The following is a 26,848-nucleotide window of genomic DNA, read 5'->3' as shown; positions in this document are numbered from 1 at the left end:
CGCCCCGGGGAGGGTGGGACACGGCTCCGGTGTCGCACCGGCGGGAGGACCCCGGTGGACACCCGCGCAGTGTCGCAACGCGACATGACAGGGGCATGACCCGGAGCCACCTCGATGCGCCGGCCGGACTTATGCACAAAGCGGCGGAAGGCCCGCTTGGCGGAAAAATCTCCCATGCCGCACCACAAGTTTGATCCAAGCCTTTTTATCCAAAGGATTTTTTTGGGACGAACGGGCGTCAAAAGGCCGTCGCGCCCGCCTCGCCGGCCGCCGCTGCCATTTTCCCCACAAACTTATCCACAGGCTGGCTCCCGCGCCGCAGCAGCCTGGGCGCCGGTCCGCGGGCGGGGCATGGCGGGCGGCCGCCCGCCGGCGGCGCTCTGCTAGGATTGGCGGTTCCATTGCCGTCAGACCCCGCCCCGTGAAAGAACAGCTGCGCGACCTCGTCCTCGCGGCCATCCGCACCCTGCAGCAGGATGCCGTCCTGCCCGCCGACCTCGACCTGCCCGGCTTCGTGGTGGAGCGCGCGCGCAGCCGCGAGCACGGCGACTTCGCCACCAACGCGGCGATGCTGCTGGCCAAGCCGGCGCGCGCCAAGCCGCGCGAGCTGGCGGAGAAGCTGGTGGCGGCGCTGCCGGCCAACGCGCTGGTGGAGCGCGTCGAGATCGCCGGGCCGGGCTTCGTCAACTTCTTCCTCGCCCCCGGCGCCTACCACGCCGAGGTGCAGCGCATCCTCGACCAGGGCGACGGCTACGGTCGCAACGCGAGCGGCGGCGGCCGCACCGCGGGGGTGGAGTTCGTCTCGGCCAACCCGACCGGCCCGCTGCACGTGGGTCACGGCCGCGCCGCGGCGATCGGCGACTGCCTCAGCCGCCTGCTCGCGGCCACCGGCTGGAACGTCAAGCGCGAGTTCTACTACAACGACGCCGGCGTGCAGATCCACAACCTGGCCGTGTCCACCCAGGCGCGCGCGCGCGGGCTGGCACCGGGCGACGCCGGCTGGCCGGAGGACGGCTACCGCGGCGACTACATCGCCGACGTGGCCAAGGCCTACCTGGCCGGCGACAGCGTGGAGGTGGAAGGCCACGTGGTCACCGGCGCGAGGGACCCGGACGACCTCGAGGCGATCCGCCAGTTCGCCGTGGCCTACCTGCGCCGCGAGCAGGACCTCGACCTCAAGGCCTTCGGCGTCGCCTTCGACGTGTACTTCCTGGAGTCCTCGCTGTACAGCAGCGGCAAGGTGGAGGAGACCGTGCGCGAGCTGGTCGCCCACGGCCACACCTACGAGGAAGGCGGCGCGCTGTGGCTGCGCACCACCGACTTCGGCGACGACAAGGACCGCGTGATGCGCAAGTCCGACGGCAGCTACACCTACTTCGTGCCGGACGTCGCCTACCACCGCTCCAAGTGGCTGCGCGGCTACGAGCGCGCGATCACCGAGCTGGGCTCGGACCACCACGGCTCGCTGGCGCGCGTGCGCGCCGGCCTGCAGGCGCTGGACTGCGGCATCCCCAAGGGCTGGCCCGAGTACGTGCTGCACCAGATGGTGACGGTGATGCGCGGCGGCGAGGAGGTGAAGATCTCCAAGCGCGCCGGCTCCTACGTCACCCTGCGCGACCTGATCGACGAGGCCGGCCGCGACGCCACGCGCTACTTCCTGATCGCGCGCAAGGCCGACTCGCAGCTGGTGTTCGACATCGACCTGGCGCGCTCGCAGAGCAACGACAACCCGGTGTACTACATCCAGTACGCGCACGCCCGCGTCTGCCGCGTGCTGGAGGAGCTGGCCGAGCGCGGCCTGCCGCCGGTGGACCTGCAGGCCGGCGCCGCCCGGCTCGCGCGGCTGGACAGCGCGCACGAGCAGGCCCTGCTCACCGAGCTGTCGCGCTACCCGGAGGTGGTCGAGGCGGCCGCCGCGAATCTGGAACCGCACCTGATCGCGCAATACCTGCGCGAGCTCGCCGGCGCGCTGCACAGCTACTATCACGAGCACAAGTGGATCGTGGACGACGCCGGACTGCGCGACGCGCGCGTCACGCTCGCCGTCGCCACGCGCCAGGTCATCCGCAACGGGCTGGATCTGCTGGGCCTGAGCGCCCCGGAGAAGATGTAAATGGCAGCACGCAAGGGCAAGGGCCGGCAGGCCGTGCGCAACCGCAGCGGCGGGTTTCCCGGCTGGGCCGGTATCCTCGTCGGCATCCTGATCGGCGCCCTGGTGGTGGCCGTGCTGCTGCGCAAGTCGCTGCTGCCGATGGCGCCGACCGGCCCGCAGCCCAACCCGCAGGCCACCGCCCAGCGCGGCGGCGACGCCGGCCTGGAGCCGACCGCCACCGCCAGCGCGCCGAAGAAGCCGCAGTACGATTTCTACTCGGTGCTGTCCGAGCGCGAGGTGCGCATCCCCGACGAGCAGATCAGCGCGCAGGCGCGCGCCGAGCAGCAGCAGAAGCAGCTGGCCGCCCAGCAGCAGGCGCAGGCGGCGCAGCAGGCCGCGCAGGCCGCGGCCAACCCGCCGCCGAACGCGCCGCGCGCGGTCAGCGAGAACGTCACCGCCGCGCCCGCCGCCGCGGTGACGCCGCCGGCGGCCGGCGGCGGCTACCTGCTGCAGGTCGGCGCCTTCCCCAACCCCGGCGACGCCGAGACGCTGAAGGCCAAGCTCGCCCTGCAGGGCTTCGTCGCCAACGTGCAGGCGGTGAACGTGGGCGGCCAGATCTACCACCGCGTGCGCCTGGGGCCGTTCCGCTCGGCCACCGAGCTGGAGGCGACCAAGCAGCGGCTGGCCTCGGCGGGCATCAACGCGATCGCGCTGAAGGAAGGGCGGTAAGCCGCGCGCTTTTCGCGGCCGGCCCGGCCCGCGACGGGCGCGCAACGGGCCGCCGCGCGGTCCCCTCGCGCGGAACGCGCATTCGCGGGCTTCGCCGGGAAACGGCCGCCGGCTAGACTGCACCGCATGACCATCAAGACCGCCTGGATCACCGGCGCCACCTCCGGGTTCGGCGCCGCCACCGTGGAACGCTTCGTGGAAGGTGGCTGGCGGGTGATCGCCAGCGGCCGGCGCGCCGAGCGCCTGCAGCAGCTGGTGGACGCGCACGGCCGCGAGCGCGTGCACGCGCTGGCCTTCGACATCCGCGACGAGGCGGCGACGCGCGCCGCGGTCGCCGGCCTGCCGGCGGAGTTCGCCGGCATCGACCTGCTGGTCAACAACGCGGGCCTGGCGCTGGGCACCGCGCCGGCGCAGCAGGCGAGCCTGGCGCAGTGGAAGCAGATGATCGACACCAACGTCACCGCGCTGGTGACGATGACCCGCCTGCTGCTGCCCGCGCTGATCGAGCGGCGCGGCGCGATCGTCAACCTCGGCTCGATCGCCGGCAGCTACCCCTACCTGGGCGGCAACGTGTACGGCGGCACCAAGGCCTTCGTCGCGCAGTTCTCGCTGGGCCTGCGCACCGACCTGCACGGCACCGGCGTGCGCGTGACCTCGGTGGAGCCGGGCATGGCCGAGACCGAGTTCACCCTGGTGCGCACCGGCGGCGACCAGGCCGCCTCCGACCGGCTCTACGCCGGCGCGCACCCGATCACCGCCGCGGACATCGCCGGCACGATCTGGTGGATCGCCAACCTGCCGCCGCACCTCAACGTCAACCGCATCGAGATCATGCCGGTGAGCCAGTCGGCGGCGGGGTTGCAGGTGTATCGGGAACGACCCTGAGGACACGAGCAGCACGGCTTGCCGCGAGTCCGGCCCCTCACCCCGGCCCTCTCCCCGGAGGGGAGAGGGCGCTGCCGCAAGCGCAGGAAAACGGTCAGGTGCGGTGCACGTCGTGGGTCACGAACGGATGCTCCCGCGTGGGCAGCGCCAGCCATTCGTGGTGCGCCAGCGTGTGGCGCATGTCCGCCAGGCCGCTCTTCCAGTGCTGGCGCATGCTCGCCTCGCTGAACTCGTAGTCCTTGTAGTGCCCCTCGTAGGGCTGGTCGCGGTAGATCAGGTGCACCAGGTTGGTCAGCGCACCGCTGGCCTCGTGCTCGGCGCGGCGGTAGGCCGGGTCGCCGCGCCGCGCCGCCGGCACCAGCGCCATCAGGTCGTGCAGCAGGCGCTGCTGGCGGTGGCAGCGGTGCATGTACTCGGTGACCAGGCGGGTGCGACTGGAGAACTGGATCTCCTTCGCCCGCTCGGCCACGCTGCCCATGTCGCGCGGCAGCTCGCCGCGGGCCGGCCACAGGTCGACCTGGAACACCAGCGCGTTGCGGTGCGCCTGCTCGGTGAGCACGCGGTACAGCGGCGTGTTGGAGACCAGCCCGCCGTCCCAGTAGAACTCGCCGTCGATCTCCACCGCCGGGAAGCCCGGCGGCAGCGCGCCGGAGGCCATGAAGTGCTCCGGCCGCAGGCGTTCCCTGGTGTTGTCGAAGTAGACGAAGTTGCCGCTGCGCACGTTCACCGCGCCCACCGAGACGCGCATCGCGCGGGCGTCGTTGATCCGCTCGAAGTCGGCCAGCCGCTCCAGCGTGGCGCGCAGCGGCGCGGTGTCGTACCAGCTGGCGGTGTCCGGCGCGCCGTGGGGCTGCAGCAGCGGCGAGGGCACGCGCGGGGTGAAGAAGCCGGCCTGCCCCTCGGTCAGCGCGCGCCAGGCCGCCACGCCGCTCAGGCCGGTGCGCACCGCCGTGGGCCAGTCGATGCCGTCCAGCCAGGGCAGCGACGGCGGCGACGGCCACAGCGGCGAGCGGCACACCGTCTCCCAGAACTCGCGCAGCCGCTGCACCCGGCGCCCGGGCGGGTTGCCCGCGATGATCGCGGCGTTGAGCGCGCCGATCGAGATGCCGGCGACCCAGTGCGGGGCCAGCCCCTCGGCCTCCAGGCCCTCGTACACGCCGGCCTGGTAGGCGCCGAGCGCGCCGCCGCCCTGCAGCACCAGCGCCAGCAGGCGGTAGTCGCGCGCCACCCGCGCGGCCAGCGACGGCCGCGCTCTCTTCTGCGCACGGGCCGCCATCGCTACTGCATGTACCAGCCGTGGCTGACCACGATGCTCTGCCCGGTCAGCGCGGCGGACGGGAAGGTGGCCAGGTACAGCGCGGTCTGCGCGATGTCCTCCACCGTGGTGAACACGCCGTCGACCGTGTCCTTCAGCATCACGTTCTTCACCACCTCGTCCTCGCTGATGCCCAGCTCCTTGGCCTGCTCGGGGATCTGCTTCTCCACCAGCGGCGTGCGCACGAAGCCGGGGCAGATCACGTGCGCGCGCACGTTGTGCGCGGCGCCCTCCTTCGCCAGCGTGCGCGCCAGGCCGAGCAGGCCGTGCTTGGCGGTGACGTAGGGCGCCTTGAGCTTGGACGCCTCGTGCGAGTGCACCGAGCCCATGTAGATCACGATGCCGCCGCGGTCGCCCCGGTACATGTGCTTGAGCGCGGCCTTGGTGGTGAGGAAGCCGCCGTCGAGGTGGATCGCCAGCATCTTCTTCCAGTCGGCGAAGGCGAACTGGTCGATCGGGTTGATGATCTGCACGCCGGCGTTGGAGATCAGGATGTCCAGCGCGCCGAAGGTCTCCACCACCTTGTCGGTGCCGGCGTTCACCGCGGCCTCGTCGGTGACGTCCATGGCGATGCCGACGGCCTGGCCGCCGGCCTTGACGATTTCCGCCGCGGTGGCGTCCGCCGCCTGCTGGTTGATGTCGCAGATCGCCACCTTGGCGCCGTGCCTGGCGTACAGCTCCGCGATCGCCTTGCCGATGCCGCTGGCCGCGCCGGTGATCAGGGCGGCCTTGCCGTCGAGACTGCTCATGGAGGGAACTCCGTGCGTGGGGAGACCCGCATTGTAGGCGCCGGATGTGACGGCGCCATCAGGCTTTGGGGCAAGGGGGCGGCGGCGCGGCCCGTGTCGGCGCCCCGGGCGGCATGGCGCGGCGGCGGGCCCTGCCGGTCGCCGGGTTGCTGGACGAGCTGAGGTTCGTCCTGTGCCCGGCGGTCGCGGGCCAGGGCCGCCGCCTGCTGTCGCGGGAAGTGGCGCCGATCCGGCTCGTCTGCAATCGGCCCGGACGACGCCACGCGGGCTGCAATATCCGATGTTCAAGCCCTGCGCTTAGCCAGCCTTGGCGGCCAGGTTGCTCGCCTGCGGCGGGCTTTTGCTGGCCCAAAGAGAAGCAGCCAAGAGAAACGGCCAGTGAGACCCGCCGACCCTACGGGCCTTGACGCTCGAGGCACCTTGGAGCAGGCGTGGCTCCTCCCGTTGGACCTCCGGCCACTCCGCGCCGTCGCCGTCAACCGAGGCCAGGGATGGGTGTCGCGGCTTGCCGCGCCTCGCTCGCTCCGGCATCACCACAACGGCCGCATTTTCGCTTACGCCCCGCCTTTCCTCGCCGTCGTCCCGGCGCAGGCCGGGATCCAGTAGCGATTACGCCTGCCCAGGCCATACCGTCACTGGATTCCGGCCTGCGCCGGAATGACGAGCAAAGCGCGGGCACGGCGCATGCCACGCATGGCTGCGGACAGGCAGGGCCGTTCCGGCCGGCCACGGGCTGCATCGGGAGGATGGGCCCGTCACTTCCCGTCGTCGGCGAGGTAGGTGTACGCGGTCAGGCCGCCGTCGAGCGTGCGGTACAGCTGCTCCGCCGCCTCGCCCGCGATGCCCGCGGCGGCGATGCGCTCGCGGTAGCGCGCGCGCAGCGCGGCGAGGTCGTAGCCCACGTAGTCGAGCATCAGGTCGGTGGTGTCGCCGCGGCGGGTGTGCGCGAAGGCGAAGCCGTCGCCGTCCACGCGCACGTTCACCGCGTCGGTGTCGCCGAACAGGTTGTGGATGTCGCCCAGGGTCTCCTGGTAGGCGCCGACCATGAAGATGCCCAGGCGGTAGCTCTCGCCCTCGCGCAGCGCGTGCAGCGGCAGGCTCACGTCCACGCCCTCGGCGTCGACGTAGTGGTCGATGCGGCCGTCGGAGTCGCAGGTGAGGTCGACCAGCACGCCGCGCCGGGTGGGTTCCTCGTGCAGCCGCGCGATCGGCGCGATCGGGAAGATCTGCTCGATCGCCCACACATCCGGCACCGACTCGAACACCGAGAAGTTGACGAAGTACTTGTCCACCAGCTTCTCGTCCAGCTCGTCCAGCGCCTGCCGGTGCGCGCGCTCGGCGGGCGTGAGGCGCGCGCGCACCGCGTTGGCGATGGCGTAGTAGAGCTCGTCCAGCCGCGCGCGGTCGGCCAGCGCGAGCTGGCCCAGCGCGTACAGCGCCTGGCCCTCGGCCAGGTGGTGCTGCGCCTCGTGGTACAGCTCCAGCGGCGGGCGCACGTCCAGCTCGGCGTGCACCTCGCGCAGGTGGCGCAGCACCGCCGGCTCGTCGGCGCGCGGCGCGGGAATGCTGCCGGCCGGCACCGGCTCCACCTCGCTCACGTTGACCACCAGCACGGCGTGGTGCGCGGTCATCGCGCGGCCGGCCTCGGTGAGGATGTGCGGCGCCTTCAATCCCTCCGCTTCCACGGCTTCGGCCAGCGACTGCACGATGGTCGCCGCGTACTGCTCCAGCGAGTAGTTGATCGAGTTGTGGCTGCGCGAGCGCGAGCCCTCGTAGTCCACGCCCAGACCGCCGCCGACGTCGACGGTCTCCAGCGGCACGCCCAGCCGGGTCAGCTCCACGAAGTAGCGCGTGGCCTCGCGCATGCCGTTGGCGATGTCGCGCACGTTGGAGATCTGCGAACCCATGTGGAAGTGCTGCAGCCGCAGCGCGTGCTTGAGGCCGGCCCGGTCCAGCCGCTCGACCAGGGTGAGCACCTGCGCGGGCGAGAGGCCGAACTTGCCCTTGTCGCCGCCGGTGTTCTGCCACTTGCCGGCGCCGATCGAGGCCAGGCGCACGCGCACGCCGAGCAGCGGCTCCACGTCCAGCGCCTTCGCCTCGGCGAACACGTGGTCGAGCTCGGACAGCTTCTCGATCACGATGTGCACGCGCAGGCCGAGCTTCAAGCCGATCAGCGCCAGGCGCACGTACTCGCGGTCCTTGTAGCCGTTGCAGATCACGATCGAGCCGGGCCGCGCCATCGCCAGTACCGCCATCAGCTCGGGCTTGGAGCCGGCCTCCAGGCCGAAGCCCTCGGTGCCGGCGGCGACCAGCTCGGCCACCACGCCGCGCTGCTGGTTCACCTTGATCGGATAGATGGCCGTATAGCCGCCCGCGTAGTTCCACTCGCCGATCGCCCTGGCGAAGGCGCCCTGGAGGCGCGCCAGGCGGTCGGCGAGGATGTCGGGGAAGCGCACCAGCAGCGGCAGCCGCAGCCCCTCGGCGCGCGCGCGCTCGACGATGGCCGGCAGCGGCAGCGCCGGGCCGCGCGCGCCGCGCGGGCGCATCGCGATCTCGCCGGCCTGGTTGACGTCGACGTAGCCGTCGCCCCAGTGCGCCATCGCGTAGGTGTGGCGGGCGGCGTCGAGGTTCCAGGAACTCGCCATGGACGGTATCTCCTTGTGCAAACGGACGATGTCGTCGCAGCGGCGAGCCTTGACGAACAGCCTGCCCGCCGGCCGGAAGCCTCGCACGCCGCGGGGCCGGGGGAGCTGGCGGCCGCGCCGGGGCGGCGCGGCCGAGGGCGCATTGTAATGGGCCGTTGCGACAATGCGCGGTCAAGGACGGCGGCAGGCGGCGGCGGTTCCCGCTACAATGCCCAGCTGTTTGTCTTCACCACCGCACCGCCAGGACCCCCACCGCCATGTCGCAGCTCAGCTGGTTCACCGAAGCCCACCAGGCCTCCGGCTCCTCCATCGGCTACCGCGTGGAGAAACTGCTGCACGCGGAGAAGACCCCGTTCCAGACCATCGAGATCTACCAGACCACCGACTGGGGCAACCTGATGGTGATCGACGGCTGCGTGATGCTGACCAGCCGCGACAACTTCCTCTACCACGAGATGATGACCCACCCGGCGCTGTTCACCCACGCGCGCGCCAAGCGGGTGGTGATCATCGGCGGCGGCGACTGCGGCACGCTGCGCGAGGTGCTCAAGCACGAGGAGGTCGAGAGCGCGGTGCAGGTGGAGATCGACGAGCGCGTCACCCGCCTGGCCGAGCAGTACTTCCCGGAGCTGTGCGAGTCCAACGGCGACCCGCGCGCCGAGCTGCTGTTCATCGACGGCATCAAGTACATGGCCGAAGCCGAGCCGGAGTCGCTGGACCTGGTGATCGTGGACTCCACCGACCCGGTGGGCCCCGCCGAGGGCCTGTTCAACGCGGCGTTCTATTCCAGCTGCTTCAAGGCGCTGCGCCACGGCGGCATCCTGGTGCAGCAGAGCGAGTCGCCGCTGGCGCACCTGGAGCTGATCAAGTCGATGCGCTCGGCGATGCGCACCGCGGGCTTCTCCGCGGTGAAGACGCTGCCGTTCCCGCAGCCGTGCTACCCCACCGGCTGGTGGAGCTGCACGATGGCGCGCAAGGGCGGCGACCTGTCCGGCTTCCGCGAGCGCGGCGCGCTCAGCAAGGGCTTCCCGACCCGCTACTACAACGCCGAGGTGCACAAGGGCGCGCTGGCCCTGCCGGAGTTCATGCGCGAGGCGCTGGGCGAGGGCTGAGGCATGAGGGTCGAGTAGCGAGGGCGCACGATCATGCACCCTCGCCTCTCACCCCTCACTCAAAACATCCTGTCGCGCACCTTCGGCAGCAGCACCAGCAGCAGCGTGGCCAGCGGCCCCAGCAGCAGCGACAGCAGGAACCAGCCCAGCCCGCTGCGGTTCTTGCCCTGCGCCAGCCCGGCGTTGACCAGCGCCAGCGTGCCCCAGCCGGCGAACCATGGCGCGCCGTGCGCGGCCATCATCGAAAACTGATCCACTACATCTCTCCCCGTGGCGGTTGCGGGTCGATCGACGCAGGGCTCCTGCCGACGCGCGTCTCGTTCGAGCGGCCATGCTAACAAGCATGGGCGCGCGGCGACACCCGCGCGCGCGGCGGATCAGGTGCGCTTAATCCATGTCCCGTATGCTGGCCGCTTTGGCGCAAGGAGATCGTCATGCGCGGATTGCGGTATCTCGCCCTCGGCCTGGCCTGCGCACTGTCCGCGGCCCAGCCCGTCCACGCCACCGACCAGGCCGCCGCGCGCAAGGCCGACGCGGCGCGCACCCAGGCCCGGCTCGCCTTCCAGCGCGACCTGGTCAGCGTGCTGGCGCCGCGCGCCGACGCGATGCCGCTGCTCGCGGCCGCCCTGCTCGCGCGGCCGCTGCCGGACCCGCCCAGGCTCAGCGACTTCCACGCCCTGATCGGCCGCGCCGCGGCGGCCTCCGACCACGGCCCGGCGGTGGACTGGGTGCGCCTGGCCGACTGCGACGAGCGCGCCGACGCCTGCCCGAACGCCGCGGCGCTCGCCGCGCTGGTGCAGGAGGCCCCCGACAACGCCGCGGTGTGGCTGCTCAAGCTCGGCCTGGACCTGCGCGACATGAAAAAGGACGAGGCCCGCGCCGACCTGGCCAGGGCCGCCGCCGCCAAGCTCTACGACGACTACACCGGCGCCAGCCTGCAGGCGCTGGCCAGCAACGTCACCCTGCTGCCGCCCCCGCCGGCCGCGCTGGGCCCGCAGGGCGGCCCCGCCGGCACCCAGGCCGTGCTGGTGTTCGGCCTGGCCGGCACGCAGCCGCAGCCGGGCCTGCAGGCCGCGGCCAAGCTGTGCGAGGAAGGCGCCGGCGACGCCGGCGTGAAGGCCGACTGCCTCAAGCTGGGCAAGCTGCTCGAATGGGGCTCCAGCCCGCTGGCGCGCTCGCTCGGCCTGCACCTGCGCGAGACGCTCGACGACGATCCCGCCCGCCAGGAGGACGCCAAGCGCGCCCGCCGCGACCTGGTCTGGCAGGTGCAGAACTTCGCCGGCCTGTCCGCCCGCGCGCCCGCCGAGCCCGCGCTGGCGCAGCACCTGCTGGCGCTGGCGCGCAGCGGCGGCACCGAGATGAGCCTGGTGCTGGCGGCGCTGCGCGACCGCGGCATCCCCACCGAGCCGCCGGCCGACTGGGAGCCGCAGGCGGCGGCGCAGGACAAGTAGGGCCGCGCCGCCTGTTCCCTGTTCCGCCGTCCCCCGCTAGGCTTGGGCCACCTTTCGCGGCGGGGGTGACCGGATGCTCACGGTACTGGTGGCAAGCAGCAAGGGGGGATGCGGCAAGAGCACGCTGGTGACCCAGCTGGCCTCGCACTGGTCGCAGCAGGGCAAGCGCACGGCGATCGTCGACGCCGACCGCCAGGGCTCCAGCTACCGCTGGGCCGGCCTGCGGCCCGACAACGTGCCGGGCGTGCTCGGCCTGGAGGGCGGCCGCAAGGCGCTGCAGAAGCTGCCGGACGACACCGAGCGGGTGCTGATCGACACCGCCGCCGGCTCCGGCGAGCGCGAGCTGGAGCCCTTCGTCGAGCAGGCCGACGTGCTGCTGGTGCCGGTGCTGCCCTCCTCGTTCGACCTGCACGCCACGCTGGGCTTCCTCGCCGGGCTCCGCGAGCTCGGCCGGATCAAGCGCGGCAAGCTGCCGGTGGCGCTGGTCGGCAACCGCCTCAAGCCGTGGACCCACGCCAGCCAGGACGCGCTGGCCCGGCTCGCCGAGCAGGCGCCGTTCCCGGTGGTGGCGCAGCTGCGCGACAGCCAGGCCTACGTGCTGCTCACCGCGCTGGGCAAGGGCATCTTCGACTACCACTCCGAGCAGGTGCGCAACCAGCAGCAGGACTGGCTGCCGCTGCTGCGCTGGATCAAGCGCCAGCGCTGACGCCCGCCGCCCCACCTGGAGCTCCGCCATGCACGAGCTGATCCTGCTGCGCCACGCCGAAGCGCTGCCCGCCACCGCCGGCGACGGGGACCGCGCCCGGCCGCTCAGCGCGCGCGGCCGGCAGGAGGCCGAGGCCGCCGGCCGCTGGCTGCACGGCCACGGCCTGCGCATCGACCGCGTGCTGTGCTCGCCGGCCGCGCGCACCCGGCAGACCGCCGAGCTGGCGCTGGCCGCCGCCGCGCAGCCGCTGGCCGCGCAGCTGGCCGAGGAGATCTACGACGCCACCCCCGGCGAGCTGCTCGCCCTGCTCGACCTGCACGCCGACGCCGGCACCGTGCTGCTGGTCGGCCACAACCCCGGGGTGGAGCGGCTGGTGGCGCTGATGGTGGAAGGCCGCTCGGACGAGTTCCGCGGCATGCCGCCGGCGGGCCTGGCGGTGCTGCACCTGGGCGGCGCGCTGGAACCGGGCGGCGCCCGGCTGGACGCCTTCTGGTCGCCGTGAGCTGGCGGCTGGCCCTGCTGCTCGCCGCGCTGGGAGCCGCGTGGCGGCCGGCCGGGGCCAGCGACTACCGCATCGACCCGGACCGCTCGCACGCGCAGTTCAGCGTGCGCCTGCTGTGGCTGCGCACCGCCAGCGGCCGCTTCACCGGCATCGCCGGCCAGGTGCGGCTGCGTCCGGACGGCACCGCCAGCGTGGACGCCAGCATCGCGGTGGACAGCGTGGTGATGGAGGCGGCCTGGATGCGCCGCTTCGCGCTGGCCGAGGCGTTCTTCGACGCCGCGCACTACCCGGCCATCCGCTTCGCCTCGGCCCCGGTGCCGCTGCGCGCCCTGGCCGAGGGCGGCGAGCTGGACGGCCTGCTGACCCTGCGCGGCGTGACCCGCCCGGTGCGCTTCGAGCTGCGCCCCGCGGCCTGCCCGCAGCCGGGCGTGCGGCCCTGCCAGCTGGAAGTGCAGGGCAGCGTCTCGCGCAGCGAGTTCGGCATGACCGCCCACCGCGCCACGCTGTCGGACGAGGTGAAGCTGGGCCTCAGCGTGACGCTGGCGCCGGCGCCTTGACGGCATCCGCGCAACACTAATTTAAGATGCACGGCATGCATCGCCCGTGCCCCGCCCTGCTGCCGCTCCTGCTGCTCGCCCTGCTGCTGCAGGGCTGCACGCTCAGCCGCGCGCAGATCCGCCGCGCCGACGCGGTGGTCGCCGCCAGCATGGACACCCGCAGCACCTGCGCGCGGCCCGACCACTGCGCGATCGCCTCGCCGCTGCTCGCGGCCGCCGACGAGGCGGTGGCGGCCTCGCGCCCCGGCCACCCGCAGCACGTGGTGGCGATGCTGGGCGCGAGCGAGCCGGCGCTGGCCGCGCGGCTCAACCTGATCCGCGCGGCGCGCCGCACGATCGACGTGCAGACCTACATCTGGGACCACGACGACGCCGGCCTGCTGGTGCTCGACGAGCTGGTGCAGGCGGCCTGGCGCGGCGTGCGCGTGCGCATCCTGGTCGACCAGCTCTCCGCCTTCGGCGACCTCGCCCTGCTCGACCGCCTGGCGCGGGTCAGCCCCGACCTGGAGGTGCGGCTGTACAACCCCACCTTCGACAAGGCGCAGATCTCGCCGCTGGGCTGGGCCGCCGGCATCGCCTGCTGCTTCCTGCGCTTCAACCAGCGCATGCACAACAAGGTGCTGGTGGTGGACGACCGCATCGGCATCACCGGCGGGCGCAACTACCAGAACCGCTACTACGACTGGGACGACGAGTTCGACTACGTCGACCGCGACGTGCTGGTCGGCGGCCCGGCCGCGCAGGCGATGGCCGACTCCTTCGCGCTGTTCTGGAACCACCCGCGCAGCGTGCCGCTGACCCACCTGCGCGACGTCAACCGCCACCTGCTCGCGCACCCGCAGGCGCCGGGCTGGCCCGCGCCCGCCTACGCGCACCCGGAACGGGTCTGGCGCGTGCAGCAGGAGGCCGGCGACGACGAGTGGCTGCGCATGTACGTGCTCGACGACAGCCTGCGCACCGGCGACGTGGAGTTCTTCAGCGACCTGCCCGGCAAGACCGAGGAGCCGCACGAGCACGCCGCGCGCGAGCTCACCCGCCGGGTGATGCAGCTGGTCGCCGCGGCCAGGCAGGAAGTGGTGCTGCAGACGCCGTACCTGGTGATGAGCAAGCGCGCCACCCGGATCTTCCGCGCGCTGCACCGGCAGACGCCGCCGCCGCGCATCGTGGTGTCGACCAACTCGCTGGCCTCCACCGACGACTTCGCCGTCTACGCGATCACCTACAAGCACCGCAAGCGCTACCTCAAGAAGCTCGGCTTCGAGATCTACGAGCTGAAGCCGCACGCCAGCGGCCCCACCGACGACAACGCCTGGGCCAGCCTGGAGGACGGCGAGGAAGCGCCGGCCGCGGCGCCGGCGGCCGGCGGCCGGCGCCGCTACATCAAGCCCGAGCAGACCAGCCTGCTCGGCAGCCGCGGCAGCAGCAACCGCCCGGCGCCGCTGCACAGCCAGGGCCGCCGCTTCGGCCTGCACGCCAAGTCCTTCGTGGTGGACAGCAGCTTCGCCATGATCGGCTCGCACAACTTCGACCCGCGCTCGGACCACTACAACACCGAGGCGGGCGTGATCGTGTACGACAGCCGCTTCGCCGACCAGCTGCGCGAGGCGATCCTGCGCGACACCACGCCGGACAACGCCTGGGTGATCGCGCCGCGGCAGAAGGTGCCGGTGCTCAGCCCGATCAGCCAGGCGATCGGCGACGTCTCCGCGCGGCTGCCGCTGTTCGACTTCTGGCCGTTCCGCTACGCCACCAGCTACGAGCTCAAGGCCGGCTGCACGCCGATGCGGCCGGACGACCCGGCCTTCTACAGCTGCTACGAGCCGGTGGGCGACTTCCCCGACGTCGCCATCTCGCCCAAGCTGATCTACACGCGCCTGTTCACCGCCTTCGGCGTGGGCATCCAGGGCATCCTGTAGCGGCGCGGGGCTTCGGACTCGTCGTCGCCGCGGCGGTTCGCGCAGCGCCTGCCCACGATCTTGCCGCGCTCCGCGGCGGAGCCGTCGGTGGTCCGGCATCGCGGCCGCAGGCCGCTCCCACCAAGCTGGCGAGGCCCCCTGTGGGAGCGGCCTCCGGCCGCGATGCACCCGCCATGCCACGCCGGTGCGCGCCGGCGCAGGGCACGGCAAGATCGTGAACAGGCTCTCAGGGCGCCCGCGCCAGCGCGGCGTCGCTGGAGAAGCGCATCGGCAGCTCGCCCTCCAGGCCCTGCGGGCGGTCGGCCGGCACCGCGAAGCGCCAGCCGCGCACCGTGTCCAGCGCGTGCGCGTCGAGCACCGGATCGCCGCTGGAACGGCTCACCGCCGCGGCGGCCACGCGGCCGGCGCCGTCCACCGCCAGATGCAGCACCACGCGGCCGTCCAGGTGGCCGCGCAGCGCCGCGTAGGGTTCCGGCACGGCGGGCGTGTCGAGCGGCACCAGCGGCGGCGCGGCGGGTTCGGCCGGCGGCAGAGTGGCCGCGGCGGCCACGGTCTCGTCGACGGCGCCGACGACGCGCGGCGGCGCGGGCCGCGGCGACGCGGGCCGCGGCCCGTGGCGGTGCGCGGGCGCCATCGAAGAAGCACGAGCGGCCGCGTGCGGCAGCGGTGCCATCGCGGTCGCGGCGGCGACGCGCCGCGGCGGCCCGGCCCAGCCGGCGGTCAGGCCGCTGAGCCACTGCGTGCCGGCCACGCCGACGGCCAGCGCGAGCAGGCTCAGGGAGGCGGTGGTGCGCAGTCGCAGCACGATCGTTCCGTATGGCCGTCCGGACGTCCGGACGGTCAGCGCTCCAGGATCATCGTCACGCCCATGCCGCCGGCGGTGCAGATCGAGATCAGGCCGCGGCCCGAGCCCTTCTGCTCCAGCAGCTTGGCCAGCGTGGCGACGATGCGCGCGCCGGTGGCGGCGAACGGGTGGCCCACCGCCAGCGAGGAGCCGTTGACGTTGAGCCTGGCCGGATCGATGGCGCCGAGCGGCGCATCGCGGCCCAGGCGGTTCTTGCAGTACTCGGGGCTCTCCCACGCGCGCAGCGTGCACAGCACCTGCGCGGCGAAGGCCTCGTGGATCTCGTAGAAGTCGAAGTCCCGCAGGCTGAGGCCGTGGCGGTCGAGCATGCGCGGCACCGCCACGGTGGGCGCCATCAGCAGGCCCTCGCCGTGCACGAAGTCCACCGCGGCCACCTCGGCGTCGCGCACCCAGGCCTGCACCTTCAGCCCGCGCGCGGCGGCCCACGCCTCGCTGGCCAGCAGCACCGCGGCGGCGCCGTCGGACAGGCCGGTGGAGTTGCCCGCGGTGAGCGTGCCGAAGCCGGAGATCCTGTCGAACGCCGGCTTGAGCGCCGCCAGCTTCTCCATCGAGGTGTCCGGGCGCAGGAAGCCGTCGCGCTTCAGGCCGCGGAACGGCACCACCAGGTCGTCGAAGAAGCCGGCGTCGTAGGCGGCGGCGAGCTTGCGGTGGCTCTCCAGCGCCAGGCGGTCCTGCGCCTCGCGGCTGATGTGCCATTCCTTGGCCATCTTCTCGCAGTGCTCGCCCATCGACATGCCGGTGCGCGGCTCGGCCACGCCGGGGAAGGAGGGCCTGAGCTCGCGCAGCGAGAAGCCGCGCGTGGCGGCGGCCAGCTTGTCCTGCCAGCCCTTGGCGCGGTTGATCGCCAGGAGGCGCTTGCGCAGGCGCGGGCTGAACACGATCGGCACGTCGCTGGTGGTGTCCGAGCCGCCGGCGATGCCCGCCTCGATCTGCCCGGCGGCGATCTTGTTGGCGATGATGATGGCGTTGTCCAGCGAGGTGCCGCAGGCGCGCGCGGTGGTGATGCCCGGCGTGGTGGGCGCCAGGCCCGAGGAGAGCACCGCCTCGCGCGCGATGTTCCAGTCCGAGGAGTGCTTGAGCACCGCGCCCATCGCCACCTCGCCCAGCTCCACGCCGTGCAGGCCGAAGCGCTCGACCAGGCTGCCCAGCACCTTCACCGACATGCCGAAGTTGCCGACGTCCGCGTAGGCGGTGTTGCTGCGACAGAACGGGATGCGCACCCCGCCGATCACGCCGACGCGCTTTTGCGTGTTGTCCATGTCCAGGAAAAGTCCGGCCAGCCTCGATTCCGCCAAGGCTAGCGCGCGGCGCCGGGCGGCGAAAGCCTGCGGGGGCGGGTGCTAGAATCCGCAGTTTCCTGCCGTTCGGATTCGTCGCCCGTGGAAGCGCAATCGTCCGTCGCCCTGCCCGTCGTGCTGGCGCTGGAGCTGTCGCCCGGCGCGACGCCGTCCCGGCGCACGCTCGGCCGCGACGAGGCGGCCGAGCTGGCCGCGCTGGTCGCCGCCGACCTGCAGGCGCTGCTGCCGCGACTGGCGCAGGGCCGGCTGGCGCTGGCCGGCGCGCTGTTCGACACGGTGGAACTGCTGCGCCCGGGCTTCCCGGTGTGGGCCACGCTGGACGAGCTGGCCCGCCGCGTGCCGCGCGGCCAGCTGGAGAACGTGGTCGCCTTCGGCAGCCACGAGGGCCGCATGCCCGCGCAGCCGCTGGAACCGGAGCCGGCCTACGCGGAAGGCCCGATGCGCCTGCTGCCGCTCTCGCTGCTCGCGCCCGAGCCGCTGGCCGGCGAGCTGGCCGGGCAGCTGGAGATCGAGCTGGTCGGCCGCGGCGAGGCCGGCGCGCGCACTGCCGACTGGCTGATGCGCACGCTCGGCGTGCGGCTGGAGCACGCGCGCTACTTGAGCCGCAACGACCTGCTCGCGCTCACCTGCGTGCAGTACGAGCACGTCAACCTCGCGCCGCTGTGGACCGTGCTGGAGGCCGCGCTGCTCACGCCCTGGCGGCCGGAGGACACCGTGAGCGCGCGCGGCCTGGCGCTGCGCTACGCCGACGGCGCGGTGAGCGTGCAGTCGCCCGCACAGTGGCTGGCCGCGCAGGGCGGCGACGCCGCACAGCGGCGCCACGACTTCGCCGGCGCGGTGTTCGAGCTGCGCCAGTACGCCGCGCTGCTCGGCGCGCACGGGCTGGCGCTGCGGCTGGACGGCGACGCGCCCGCCGTCGACGGCGCCCTGCTGGAAACGCTGGCCGAACCCGCCGCCGGCGCGACGCCGCGGCTGTACGCGCACGAGGCGGCGGGCCTGGGCATCGTGGCGATCACCGTGGCGCAATCCGGCGCCGAGGGCCGCCCGCGCGCGCTGGCGCACGCCTACCCGCTCGATCCGCGCGCGCTGGGCGGGCTGCTCGCCCTGCTCGCCGGACGCTACGGTGCCGACGCCGAGCTGCACGCGCTGGGCCAGGTGGTGCTGGACGAGCGCGGCCGGCTGGCGGCGCCGGGGCCGGTGGTGCACTGAGCCTGAAGGGCGGCGTGCAGGCGGCAGGCGGGACTTGGTCCATGCGGCCGACGCTTCGCTTCGGCCGGACCCTCACCCGCCTGCCGGCACCCTCTCCCGCAGGGAGAGGGATTCGTGATCGAGCCTCGCGCGATGATCGAGCCTTGTGCAACGACCGCGCCTCGCGCTTTTTTTCCTTCTCCCTCCCGGAGAGGGTGCCCGAAGGGCGGATGAGGGTCCGGCCGGAGCGCGGCATGGAAATCCCGCACGGAAGGCCACCCGCTCACCCCAACGGCGAACGCTCGTACATGAAGTAGTGGCAGCGCGCCATGCCCAGCCCCTCGTAGGTGGCCTGGGCGCGCCGGTTCTCCGTCTCCACGTACAGCCGCAGGCCCGCCGCGCCGGCGGCGCGGGCGCGGCGCTCGACCTCGGCATACAGCGCGCGGAACACGCCGCCGCGGCGCGCCGCCGGTTCCACGTACACGCTCTGGATCCACCAGAAGTCGCCGCAGCGCCAGTCGCTCCACTCGTAGGTGACCAGCAGGCCGCCCACCGCCGCGCCGGCGCGCTCGGCGACCAGGTAGAAGCCGCGCCGCGGCTCGTCGAACACCGCCGCGACGCCGCGCGCCAGCACGGCGCGGTCGAGCGTCTTGCCTTCGGTCTCCCGCGCCATTGCGGCGTTCCAGTCGACCAGCGCGGGCAGGTCGGCGCGGGTGGCGGGGCGGATCTGGAGGGCGCTCATGCGGATCGGTTTCCGTTCGGAGACAGCAAGCGTATCGGGCGAGTGCGCCATGGTGAAAGAAACCGGGTCGACACCATGGTCCCCTTGGCGCGGCGCGGTTATCGACCATCCTCGACCGCAGCGTCCATGGCGGCAAATTTCCATCGCCGCATCATGGCACCCTGCTTGCCCGCGACCCGGCTCCCGGCGGGTTCAACGCCGCTACGAACAAGCCTATCCCGCTTGCCCATTCGCCGGGTCTCCCTCACCGTCATTCCGGCGCGAGCCGGAATCCAGTCGAATGGACCCTGCGCGGCAGGCGAAATCGGTTTTTGCGCGCTCTGCCCGGCGTATCTCGCCGGACGACTCGACGCGCACGCTCCTTCAAGGCCGCCCGCTTCGCAGACGTTCCTCGCCCAACACGCTCACCCTGCCGGCGCCGGAATGACGATGAGCACGCACCGGAACGACGAGCGAAAAGCGCAACCGGAATCGAAAAATCCCTAGCGCCGCTTGCGTGAGGCACCAAGCTTGCGGGTGAGCGTGTTGCGCCCCACGCCCAGCGCGGCGGCGGCGTGCTGGCGGTGGCCGCCGTGCGCCTCCAGCGCGGCCTCGAGCAGGGTCTGGTCCAGCGCCTCGCGGGCGCGCGCGTGGATGTCGGCCTCGCCCGCGGCCAGCGCCTGCGCGGCCCACTCGCGCAGCGCGCCGGTCCAGCCCCGCGGGCGCGGCGCGCCCGGCGCGGCGCCGAGGTCGGCCGGCTGGATCTCCGCGCCCGGCGCGATCACCGCCAGCCGCCGGCACAGGTTCTCCAGCTCGCGCACGTTGCCGGGGAACTCGCGCTGCTCCAGCGCCCTCAGCGCCGCGCGCGAGAAGCGCTTGGGCGGCAGCTTCAGCTCGTGCGCGGCGGCGGCGAGGAAGTGCCGCGCCAGCAGCGGGATGTCGGCGCGCCGCGCGCGCAGCGGCGGCAGCTCGATGCGCACCACGTCGAGGCGGTGCTTGAGGTCGGCGCGGAACTGCCCGGCGGCCACCCGCGCGTCGAGGTCCTGGTGGGTGGCGGCGATGATCCGCACGTTGCCGCGGATCAGCTCGCGCCCGCCCACGCGGTAGAACTCGCCGCCGGACAGCACGCGCAGCAGGCGCGTCTGCAAGGCCAGCGGCATGTCGCCGATCTCGTCGAGGAACAGCGTGCCGCCCTCGGCCTGCTCGAAGCGGCCGGCGACGCGGCGGGTGGCGCCGGTGAACGCGCCGGCCTCGTGGCCGAACAGCTCGCTCTCCAGCAGCTCGCTGGGGATCGCCGCGGTGTTGAGCGCGACGAACGGCCGGTCGCGCCGCGCGCTCTCCTCGTGCAGCGCGCGCGCCACCAGCTCCTTGCCGGTGCCGGTCTCGCCGGTGACCAGCACGTTGAGGTCGCTGGCCGCCACGCGGCCGATCAGGCGGAACACCTCGCGCATCGGCGCGCTCTCGCCGAGCAGCGCATGGCCGGGCGCCGGCGCCGGCGCCTCGGCGGACGGCGCGTCGTGCAGCGCGCGCCGCACCGCGGCCACCGCCTGGTCGAGGTCGAACGGCTTGGCCAGGTAGTCCGCCGCGCCGGCGCGGTAGGCCGCCGCGGTGGTGGCCACGTCGGTGTAGGCGCTCATCACGATCACCGGGCCGACGCCGCGCGCCTTCAGCTCGGCGAGCAGCGCCAGGCCGTCCTCGCCGGGCATGCGCACGTCGGTGAGCAGCAGCGCCGGGCGGCCTTCGGCCAGCGCCGCACGCACCGCGGCGGCACTGCCGAACTCGCGCACCGCCAGGCCCGCCTCGCGCAGCGCCTCGGCCAGCACGTAGCGCACCGCGCGGTCGTCGTCGGCGATCCAGATGGCGTCGGTCATGGCAGGCGCTCCAGCGGCAGGTACAGGGCGAACACGGTCTCGCCGGCGCGCGGCAGGTGGCGCAGCTCGCCGCCGTGCTCGCGCGCGATCTCGCGCGCCAGCGCCAGGCCCAGGCCGGTGCCGTCGGCGCGGCCGGACACCAGCGGCTCGAACAGCGTCTCGCGCAGCGCGGCCGGCACGCCGGGGCCGTCGTCGATCACCTCCACGCGCAGCGCGCTGCGCAGCGCGCGCTCGCCCAGCCGCACGCCGTGCTCCACGCGCGTGCGGAACGCGAGCGTGCGCGCGCCGGCCTCGATCGCATTGCGCGCGAGGTTGAGCAGCAGCTGCAGCAGGCGGTCGGCGTCGCCCTGGATGTCGGGGATGCTCGGGTCGTAGTCGTGGCGCAACCGCGGCGGCGCGGGCTCGGCGGCCAGCAGCGCGTCCAGCCGCTCCAGCACCGCGTGGATGTTCAGCCCGGCCAGCCGCGGCGCGCCCTCGTGGCGCAGCAGGCGGTTGGCCAGCGCGGCGAGGCGGTCGGCCTCGTCGATCACCAGCCCGGCCAGGCGCCTGAGCTCCGCCTCGTTGGCGCGCCGCTGCAGCAGCTGCGCGGCGCCGCGCAGGCCGGCCAGCGGGTTCTTCACCTCGTGCGCGAAGCCGCGCAGGGTGGCCGACAGCGGCGAGGCCGCCGCGCGCGCGTCGGCCAGCGCGTGCACCTCGAGCAGCAGCGTGCCTTCGTCCATGCCCTGCAGCGCCACGTCCACGCGCAGCTCGCGGCCGTCCGCCGCGGCCAGCGCGAGGTCGCGCCAGCGCACCACGCGCCGCTCGCGCAGCAGCTGCGCCGCCTGCACGCCCACCGACGGCTCCGGCAGCAGCGCGGCCAGCGGCAGCCCGACCGCGCTGCGCGGCCCCAGCCCCAGCCACTCGGCCAGCGCCGGGTTGATCCAGGCCAGGCGCAGCCCGGCGTCGACCAGCCCCAGCCCGGTCGCCATCTGTTCCGCCCACGCGCGCCAGCTGGCTTCGTTCATTGCACCATCATGGCCACTGCCCCAGCGTGGTGCAACCGTTACGTGCGGGCTTCCGTGGAGGCCGGCGCTTGCGACCTGTCGGCAAGGCTGCTCCGCCGCACCCGCCGCCGCTGTCGCCGCCTCGACGCGGCCGCGGGCACACTGTGCGGATGTCCGGCGATACCGTCTTCACCATCGGCCATTCCAACCGGCCCTTCGCGGATTTCCTCGCGCTGCTGCGGGCGTCGCGGATCGACTGCGTGGTCGACGTGCGCCGCTTCCCCGGCTCGCGCGCGATGCCGCAGTACGACGGCGAGGCGCTGCGGGAGGCGCTGGCGGCGGCGGGCATCGGCTATTGCCACCTGGCCGCGCTCGGCGGGCGGCGCAAGGCCGCTCCCGGCGACGCGCGCAATGCGCTGTGGGAGAACGCCGGCTTCCGCGCCTATGCCGGCTACGCGCTGACCGCGCCGTTCCGCGCGGGCCTGCGCGAGCTGGAGGCGCTGGCGCGCACGCAGCGCTGCGCGCTGATGTGCGCCGAGGCGGTGTGGTGGCGCTGCCACCGGCGCATCATCGCCGACTACCTGCTGGCCGACGGCCGCCAGGTGCTGCACATCCTCGGGCCCGGCAAGGTGGAGCCGGCCGCGCTCACGCCGGGCGCGCAGCCGACGGCGGAAGGCATCCTGTATCCCCCACCACAAGGAGCCCTGCTATGAGCGAGCGCTTCAAGGTCGGCGACCACGTGCGCTGGAACTCCGAGGCCGGCCAGGTCAGCGGGCGCATCGTGCGCGTGCATACCCGCGACTTCGACTGGAAGGGTTACACCCGCCACTGCAGCCCCGACGACCCGCAGTACGAGATCCGCAGCGACCGCACCGACCACGTTGCCGTGCACAAGGGTTCGGCGCTGGTCCGCGTGCGCTGATCCGGCGCGCCGGCCCGCCGGCGTCCCGTTTGCGATGCCCGCGGCCAGCCGGACGAACCTGCCCGTGCGTCCGGCGCCTTCGCCTTGGAGCCTGTTCGGAATCTTCCGGGGAAGAGCCGCCGGGGAAGGTCGGCGGGACAAGGCGCGAGCAGGTGTGGAGGCGACGCTCGGCCGTTGGCGGTCGCGCCCGGATCGATCGCGGCCGGGGGGCCGCTCCCACAAGGCTTGCGAGGCCCCGGTGGGAGCGGCCTCCGGCCGCGAGGCCCGGACAGCGCCCCACTTCCGCCATGCTGCACCGTCGAAGGCCGACGTTCCGCCCATCCGCTTCTGCACGGTGGCTCCCGGCGGGCTACGAAGAGACCGTGAACGGGCTCTTATGGCTGCGCCGGTGCCTTGCTGTACGGCACGAAGCTGCCCAGGCTGACGCTGCCGCGCGGCATGCGCGTGCCCGGGTCGACCAGCTGCACGATGTCCAGCTTGCACAGCTGCGCGTTGTGCGGCCGCGAGACCAGCACCACCTGGCTGCGCAAGGCCGAGGCGCCGTTCGGACGGTTCACGTAGAGGGTGTTGCGCTTGCCCTCGTAGACGATCGCCGTGCCGTCGACGATCTGCGAGGAACGCAGCTCGTCGAGCCGCAGGCAGCCGACGGGCTGGCCCGCGGTCCTCCCTGCCAGCAGCTCGGACAACTTGGCCTCGCCCTTGGCATCGCCGGCGGGCGCGGCGGCACGGGCGGCGCCGAGGACCAGCGCGGCGGCGCCGGCGACGAAAGCTCGGGTGCGGATCATGCAGGCTCCTCCTCCGTGCCAGATGGCGTCGGACGATGCGGCGCGCGCCGGCCGGTGCGTGCCGATGCCTGCCCATTATGCAGCGGCCGGAACGACGACGGGCGCCGCAGCGCCCGTCGTCCCGTGCCGCACGGCGACCCGCGTTCAGATCGCGTAGTACATCTGGAATTCCAGCGGGTGCGTGCTGGCGCGGTAGGCGGTGACCTCCTTCATCTTCAGCTCGATGTAGGCGTCGATGAAGTCGTCGGTGAACACGCCGCCGGCCTTGAGGAAGTCGCGGTCCTTGTCCAGCGCGTCCAGCGCGGCGTCCAGGCTGGAGCACACCTGCGGGATGTTCTTCTCCTCCTCCGGCGGCAGGTCGTACAGGTCCTTGTCGGCCGGCGCGCCCGGGTCGATCTTGTTGAGGATGCCGTCCAGGCCCGCCATCATCAGCGCGGTGAAGGTGAGGTAGCCGGACTGGATCGGGTCCGGGAAGCGCACCTCGATGCGGCGGCCCTTCGGGCTGGACACGTACGGGATGCGGCAGCTCGCCGAGCGGTTGCGCGCCGAGTAGGCCAGCATCACCGGCGCCTCGAAGCCCGGCACCAGGCGCTTGTAGCTGTTGGTGGTGGAGTTGGAGAACGCATTGATCGCGCGGGCGTGCTTGAAGATGCCGCCGATGTACCACAGCGCCAGCTGCGACAGGCCGCCGTACAGGTCGCCGGCGAACAGGTTGACGCCGTCCTTGGACAGCGACTGGTGCACGTGCATGCCGCTGCCGTTGTCGCCGACGATCGGCTTGGGCATGAAGGTGGCGGTCTTGCCGTTCTGGTGGGCGACGTTCTTGATGACGTACTTCATGGTGATCAGCTCGTCGGCCTTCTTCACCAGCGTGTTGAAGCGGGTGCCGATCTCGCACTGGCCGGCGTTGGCCACCTCGTGGTGGTGCACTTCCACCACCTGGCCCAGCGATTCGAGCAGCTTGCACATGTCGGCGCGCAGGTCGCCCAGCGAGTCGACCGGGCTGACCGGGAAGTAGCCGCCCTTCACGCCCGGACGGTGGCCGTGGTTGCCCTCGTCGTACTTGTAGCGCGAGCTCCACGCGGCTTCCTCCGAGCCGATCTCGTAGAACACGCGGCCCATGTCGTTCTGCCAGCGCACCGAGTCGAAGATGAAGAACTCCGGCTCCGGCCCGAACGAGGCGGTGTCGGCGATGCCGGTGGACTTGAGGTAGGCCTCGGCGCGCTTGGCGATCGAGCGCGGGTCGCGGCCGTAGGCCTGCATGGTGGACGGTTCCAGCACGTCGCAGTGGATCACCAGCTGCTTGTGCGCGCTGAACGGGTCGAGGTAGGCGGTGGCCGGGTCCGGCATCAGCACCATGTCCGACTCGTTGATGCCCTTCCAGCCGGCGATCGAGGAGCCGTCGAACATCTTGCCGTCCTCGAAGGTCGACTCGTCGACGGCGTGCGCCGGGAAGGTGACGTGGTGGTGCTTGCCGAGCATGTCGGCGAAACGGAAGTCGACGAACTCGACCTCGTGTTCCTGGATCAGGTCGAGAACTTGCTGGACGGACATGCGCGGACCCCGGTCAGGTGTGGGTGGGAATGCCACGATAGAGCAAGCGCCGTGCCATGCCCATGGCGCTGTCCGGACAAGGACTTGGCGCAGGTCCGCGCCCGCCGCGCGGCCGTGATGCACCATGCCGGCGCATCCAATGCCCGCAAATGTGGCATCCGGCCGCCTTCCGGCGGCCCGTCCCGCGCCGCCGGAAGGCCCGCGCTTTGCGCGTAAGCTATGCCGCTTTGCGCCGGCGCGGCCGGCCTTCCTCCCGGAGCGCGGTTTCCCATGGGCGATCTTCTCAACGTCATCCTGCTCGGCATCATCGAGGGCATCACCGAGTTCCTGCCGATCTCCTCGACCGGTCACCTGCTGATCGCCGAGCACTGGCTGGGCGCGCGCTCGGACCTGTTCAACGTGGGCATCCAGGCCGGCGCGATCCTGGCGGTGACGCTGATCTACCGCAGGCGCATCTGGCAGCTGCTGACGCGGTGGCGCGACCCGGCCAGCCGCGACTACCTGCTCAAGCTCGCGGTCGCCTTCCTGATCACCGTCGTGCTCGGCTTCGTCGCGGTGAAGCTCGGCTTCAAGCTGCCCGAGACGGTGGCGCCGGTGGCCTGGGCGCTGGTGCTCGGCGGCTTCTGGATGCTCGCCGCCGAGCAGCTCGCCGCGCGCCGGCCCGAGCGCACGCAGGTGGGCTGGGGCGTGGCGGTGTTCGTCGGCCTCGCGCAGATGCTCGCCGGCGTCTTTCCCGGCACCTCGCGCTCGGCGGCGACCATCTTCGCGGCGATGCTGGCCGGCACCACCCAGCGCGCGGCGGCCACCGAGTTCGCCTTCCTGGTCGGCATCCCCACCATGTACGCGGCCACCGGCTACGAGCTGCTGAAGGTGCTCAAGGGCGGCGGCGCGGCGCACGAGGACTGGGGCGCGCTGGGCGTGGGCTTCGCGGTGTCGGCGGTGGTCGCCTTCGCCGCGGTGAAGTGGCTGCTCGGCTACATCCGCGCGCACCGCTTCACGCCGTTCGCGCTCTATCGCATCGCGCTGGGCGCGGCGCTGCTGCTGTGGCTGCCGCCGCACATCTGAGCGCGCGGCGCGCCGGGGCCCGGCCGTGAACGACGCGCGGCAGGCCCGGCTCGAAGCCTGGGAGCGCGACCGGACGCTGCTCCGGCCCGGGCGCCTGCGCGAGCGGCTGGAGGCGCTCGACCGGCTCGAAGCCGACCTGCTGCACGAAGACGCCACGCCGGCCGAGGCCGCGCTCCACGCGCGGGCCCGCGCCCTGCGGGCCCGCTTCGAGCAGGTCGACGAAGCGCTGTACGACGCGCTGCGCCGGGAGATCCGGCAGGGCCGCCGGCCGGCGCTGCTGCTGGAGCAGTTGGCCGGGGCCGGCCGCGACGGCGTGGCCGGCGGCGACGGCTACGATTACCGCGACGAGCTGCTGGCCGGCGTGCTGCGCCTCGAGGAACCCGCGGCGGCGCCCGCCGCGCTGGCGCCGGGGATGGTGTTCTACCAGCCCACCCCGGCGCGCCACGGCTTCGGGCTGCTCGCCCGCGCCGGGCTGGGCGCGCGCGACGTGCTGGTGGACCTGGGCTCGGGGCTGGGCCACGTGCCGCTGCTGGCGGCGATCTGCACGGACGCCGCCGCCGTCGGCATCGAGCAGGAGGCGGCCTACGTCGACTGCGCGCGGCGCGCCGCCCGGGCGCTGGGCCTGGCGAACGCGAGCTTCCTGCACGGGGACGCGCGTGACGCCGACTTCTCCGTCGGCACGCTGTTCTACCTCTACACGCCCTTCCGCGGGACGATGCTGCGCAGCGTGCTCGACGCGCTGCGGCGCGAGGCCGCCGCCCGCGCGATCCGCGTCGCCGCCTTCGGCCCGTGCACGCCGCTGGTCGCCGCCGAGCCGTGGCTGGCACCCGAGGGCGCCGTCGTGGCGGACCGCGTCGCGCTGTTCCGCTCCCGCTGACGGGCGCGCGCTGCAGCGCGGAGCGCCGCGTGGGAGCATGATGGCCGGGCCGCCGGCCAC

General features: G+C 73.2%; 25 protein-coding genes. 14 read left to right on the top strand and 11 right to left on the bottom strand.

Annotation, left to right across the window (positions count from 1 at the left end):
* Positions 1–421: 421 nt before the first annotated feature.
* From argS to C7456_RS03865, 3 genes are all read left to right on the top strand, one after another.
* The gene (gene argS, locus C7456_RS03875) at positions 422–2,113 is read left to right on the top strand and encodes an arginine--tRNA ligase (RefSeq protein WP_109722436.1); all 1,692 of its coding nucleotides are present in this window, start codon (positions 422–424) and stop codon (positions 2,111–2,113) included.
* The gene (locus C7456_RS03870; RefSeq protein WP_109722435.1) at positions 2,114–2,821 is read left to right on the top strand and encodes an SPOR domain-containing protein; all 708 of its coding nucleotides are present in this window, start codon (positions 2,114–2,116) and stop codon (positions 2,819–2,821) included.
* A 126-nt stretch (positions 2,822–2,947) separates the two neighbouring features.
* Complete coding sequence (locus tag C7456_RS03865; protein ID WP_109722434.1) at positions 2,948–3,706, top strand: SDR family NAD(P)-dependent oxidoreductase; 759 nt, start codon at positions 2,948–2,950, stop codon at positions 3,704–3,706.
* Positions 3,707–3,800: 94 nt separating this feature from the next.
* Here the strand turns inward: C7456_RS03865 and C7456_RS03860 are convergent, their stop codons facing one another.
* The 3 genes from C7456_RS03860 to speA form a co-directional block, all read right to left on the bottom strand.
* Positions 3,801–4,982, bottom strand: a complete 1,182-nt coding sequence (locus C7456_RS03860) for a DUF3734 domain-containing protein (RefSeq protein ID WP_109722433.1) — start codon at positions 4,980–4,982, stop codon at positions 3,801–3,803.
* Positions 4,983–4,984: 2 nt separating this feature from the next.
* The gene (locus tag C7456_RS03855) at positions 4,985–5,770 is read right to left on the bottom strand and encodes a 3-hydroxybutyrate dehydrogenase (RefSeq protein WP_109722432.1); all 786 of its coding nucleotides are present in this window, start codon (positions 5,768–5,770) and stop codon (positions 4,985–4,987) included.
* Between the two features lie 755 nt (positions 5,771–6,525).
* Positions 6,526–8,415, bottom strand: a complete 1,890-nt coding sequence (gene speA / locus C7456_RS03850) for a biosynthetic arginine decarboxylase (RefSeq protein WP_109722431.1) — start codon at positions 8,413–8,415, stop codon at positions 6,526–6,528.
* Between the two features lie 257 nt (positions 8,416–8,672).
* Here speA and speE point away from each other — a divergent pair, with 257 nt between their 5' ends.
* Positions 8,673–9,527 carry a polyamine aminopropyltransferase gene (gene speE, locus C7456_RS03845; protein ID WP_109722430.1) on the top strand — a complete coding sequence of 285 codons (855 nt, stop codon included), beginning with the start codon at positions 8,673–8,675 and terminating at the stop codon, positions 9,525–9,527.
* A gap of 59 nt (positions 9,528–9,586) precedes the next feature.
* Here the strand turns inward: speE and C7456_RS03840 are convergent, their stop codons facing one another.
* Positions 9,587–9,769, bottom strand: a complete 183-nt coding sequence (locus tag C7456_RS03840) for an antitermination protein NusB (protein WP_109722429.1) — start codon at positions 9,767–9,769, stop codon at positions 9,587–9,589.
* 192 nt (positions 9,770–9,961) lie between these two features.
* Between C7456_RS03840 and C7456_RS03835 the strand changes: the two genes are divergently transcribed.
* The 5 genes from C7456_RS03835 to C7456_RS03815 all read left to right on the top strand — a co-directional run bounded on the left by C7456_RS03835 (position 9,962) and on the right by C7456_RS03815 (position 14,659).
* Positions 9,962–10,978 carry a hypothetical protein gene (locus C7456_RS03835; RefSeq protein WP_109722428.1) on the top strand — a complete coding sequence of 339 codons (1,017 nt, stop codon included), beginning with the start codon at positions 9,962–9,964 and terminating at the stop codon, positions 10,976–10,978.
* 73 nt (positions 10,979–11,051) lie between these two features.
* Positions 11,052–11,684 (top strand): ParA family protein, encoded by a 633-nt coding sequence (locus C7456_RS03830; RefSeq protein WP_109722427.1) that lies wholly within the window; start codon positions 11,052–11,054, stop codon positions 11,682–11,684.
* A gap of 28 nt (positions 11,685–11,712) precedes the next feature.
* The gene (locus tag C7456_RS03825; RefSeq protein ID WP_109722426.1) at positions 11,713–12,186 is read left to right on the top strand and encodes a SixA phosphatase family protein; all 474 of its coding nucleotides are present in this window, start codon (positions 11,713–11,715) and stop codon (positions 12,184–12,186) included.
* On the top strand, positions 12,183–12,743 hold the full coding sequence (locus C7456_RS03820; RefSeq protein ID WP_245889756.1) for a YceI family protein: 561 nt from the start codon (positions 12,183–12,185) through the stop codon (positions 12,741–12,743). The genes C7456_RS03825 and C7456_RS03820 overlap by 4 nt, the downstream gene beginning before the upstream one ends.
* 35 nt (positions 12,744–12,778) lie before the next feature.
* Complete coding sequence (locus C7456_RS03815; RefSeq protein WP_109722473.1) at positions 12,779–14,659, top strand: phospholipase D-like domain-containing protein; 1,881 nt, start codon at positions 12,779–12,781, stop codon at positions 14,657–14,659.
* A gap of 226 nt (positions 14,660–14,885) precedes the next feature.
* Here the strand turns inward: C7456_RS03815 and C7456_RS03810 are convergent, their stop codons facing one another.
* The gene (locus C7456_RS03810) at positions 14,886–15,464 is read right to left on the bottom strand and encodes an energy transducer TonB (protein ID WP_109722425.1); all 579 of its coding nucleotides are present in this window, start codon (positions 15,462–15,464) and stop codon (positions 14,886–14,888) included.
* Positions 15,465–15,499: 35 nt separating this feature from the next.
* Entirely contained in the window at positions 15,500–16,783 is a 1,284-nt protein-coding gene (locus C7456_RS03805; protein ID WP_109722424.1) for an acetyl-CoA C-acetyltransferase, read from the bottom strand.
* Between the two features lie 120 nt (positions 16,784–16,903).
* Here C7456_RS03805 and C7456_RS03800 point away from each other — a divergent pair, with 120 nt between their 5' ends.
* Entirely contained in the window at positions 16,904–18,031 is a 1,128-nt protein-coding gene (locus tag C7456_RS03800; protein ID WP_109722423.1) for a hypothetical protein, read from the top strand.
* 262 nt (positions 18,032–18,293) lie between these two features.
* On the opposite strand, the gene C7456_RS03795 is transcribed toward C7456_RS03800, so the two are convergent.
* The 3 genes from C7456_RS03795 to C7456_RS03785 all read right to left on the bottom strand — a co-directional run bounded on the left by C7456_RS03795 (position 18,294) and on the right by C7456_RS03785 (position 21,606).
* Complete coding sequence (locus C7456_RS03795; protein WP_109722422.1) at positions 18,294–18,752, bottom strand: GNAT family N-acetyltransferase; 459 nt, start codon at positions 18,750–18,752, stop codon at positions 18,294–18,296.
* Between the two features lie 482 nt (positions 18,753–19,234).
* Positions 19,235–20,602, bottom strand: coding sequence for a nitrogen regulation protein NR(I) (gene ntrC / locus C7456_RS03790; protein ID WP_109722421.1), 1,368 nt, complete (start codon positions 20,600–20,602; stop codon positions 19,235–19,237).
* Positions 20,599–21,606, bottom strand: coding sequence for a two-component system sensor histidine kinase NtrB (locus C7456_RS03785; RefSeq protein ID WP_109722420.1), 1,008 nt, complete (start codon positions 21,604–21,606; stop codon positions 20,599–20,601). Before C7456_RS03785 ends, ntrC begins: the two co-directional genes overlap by 4 nt.
* Before the next feature lie 149 nt (positions 21,607–21,755).
* Between C7456_RS03785 and C7456_RS03780 the strand changes: the two genes are divergently transcribed.
* Positions 21,756–22,298 (top strand): DUF488 domain-containing protein, encoded by a 543-nt coding sequence (locus C7456_RS03780; RefSeq protein ID WP_109722419.1) that lies wholly within the window; start codon positions 21,756–21,758, stop codon positions 22,296–22,298.
* A complete protein-coding gene (locus C7456_RS03775; RefSeq protein WP_109722418.1) occupies positions 22,295–22,507 on the top strand; it encodes a hypervirulence associated TUDOR domain-containing protein in 213 nt (70 codons plus the stop codon). Before C7456_RS03780 ends, C7456_RS03775 begins: the two co-directional genes overlap by 4 nt.
* 374 nt (positions 22,508–22,881) lie before the next feature.
* Here C7456_RS03775 and C7456_RS03770 read toward each other — a convergent pair whose 3' ends face one another.
* Together C7456_RS03770 and glnA are read right to left on the bottom strand one after the other, a co-directional pair.
* Positions 22,882–23,292: a hypothetical protein gene (locus C7456_RS03770; protein ID WP_109722417.1), complete on the bottom strand. Its 411-nt coding sequence runs from the start codon at positions 23,290–23,292 to the stop codon at positions 22,882–22,884.
* 144 nt (positions 23,293–23,436) lie between these two features.
* Positions 23,437–24,846: a type I glutamate--ammonia ligase gene (gene glnA, locus C7456_RS03765; protein WP_109722416.1), complete on the bottom strand. Its 1,410-nt coding sequence runs from the start codon at positions 24,844–24,846 to the stop codon at positions 23,437–23,439.
* Positions 24,847–25,116: 270 nt separating this feature from the next.
* On the opposite strand from glnA, the gene C7456_RS03760 reads away from it, so the two are divergent.
* Together C7456_RS03760 and C7456_RS03755 are read left to right on the top strand one after the other, a co-directional pair.
* Positions 25,117–25,911: an undecaprenyl-diphosphate phosphatase gene (locus C7456_RS03760; protein WP_109722415.1), complete on the top strand. Its 795-nt coding sequence runs from the start codon at positions 25,117–25,119 to the stop codon at positions 25,909–25,911.
* A 25-nt stretch (positions 25,912–25,936) separates the two neighbouring features.
* A complete protein-coding gene (locus tag C7456_RS03755) occupies positions 25,937–26,788 on the top strand; it encodes a class I SAM-dependent RNA methyltransferase (RefSeq protein WP_109722414.1) in 852 nt (283 codons plus the stop codon).
* Positions 26,789–26,848: the final 60 nt, after the last annotated feature.

Source organism: Fulvimonas soli (assembly GCF_003148905.1).
Taxonomy (GTDB): Bacteria; Pseudomonadota; Gammaproteobacteria; order Xanthomonadales; family Rhodanobacteraceae; genus Fulvimonas; species Fulvimonas soli.
The sequence above is the reverse complement of the archived record's forward strand: the minus strand, read 5'-3'. Positions and strand labels throughout refer to the sequence as shown.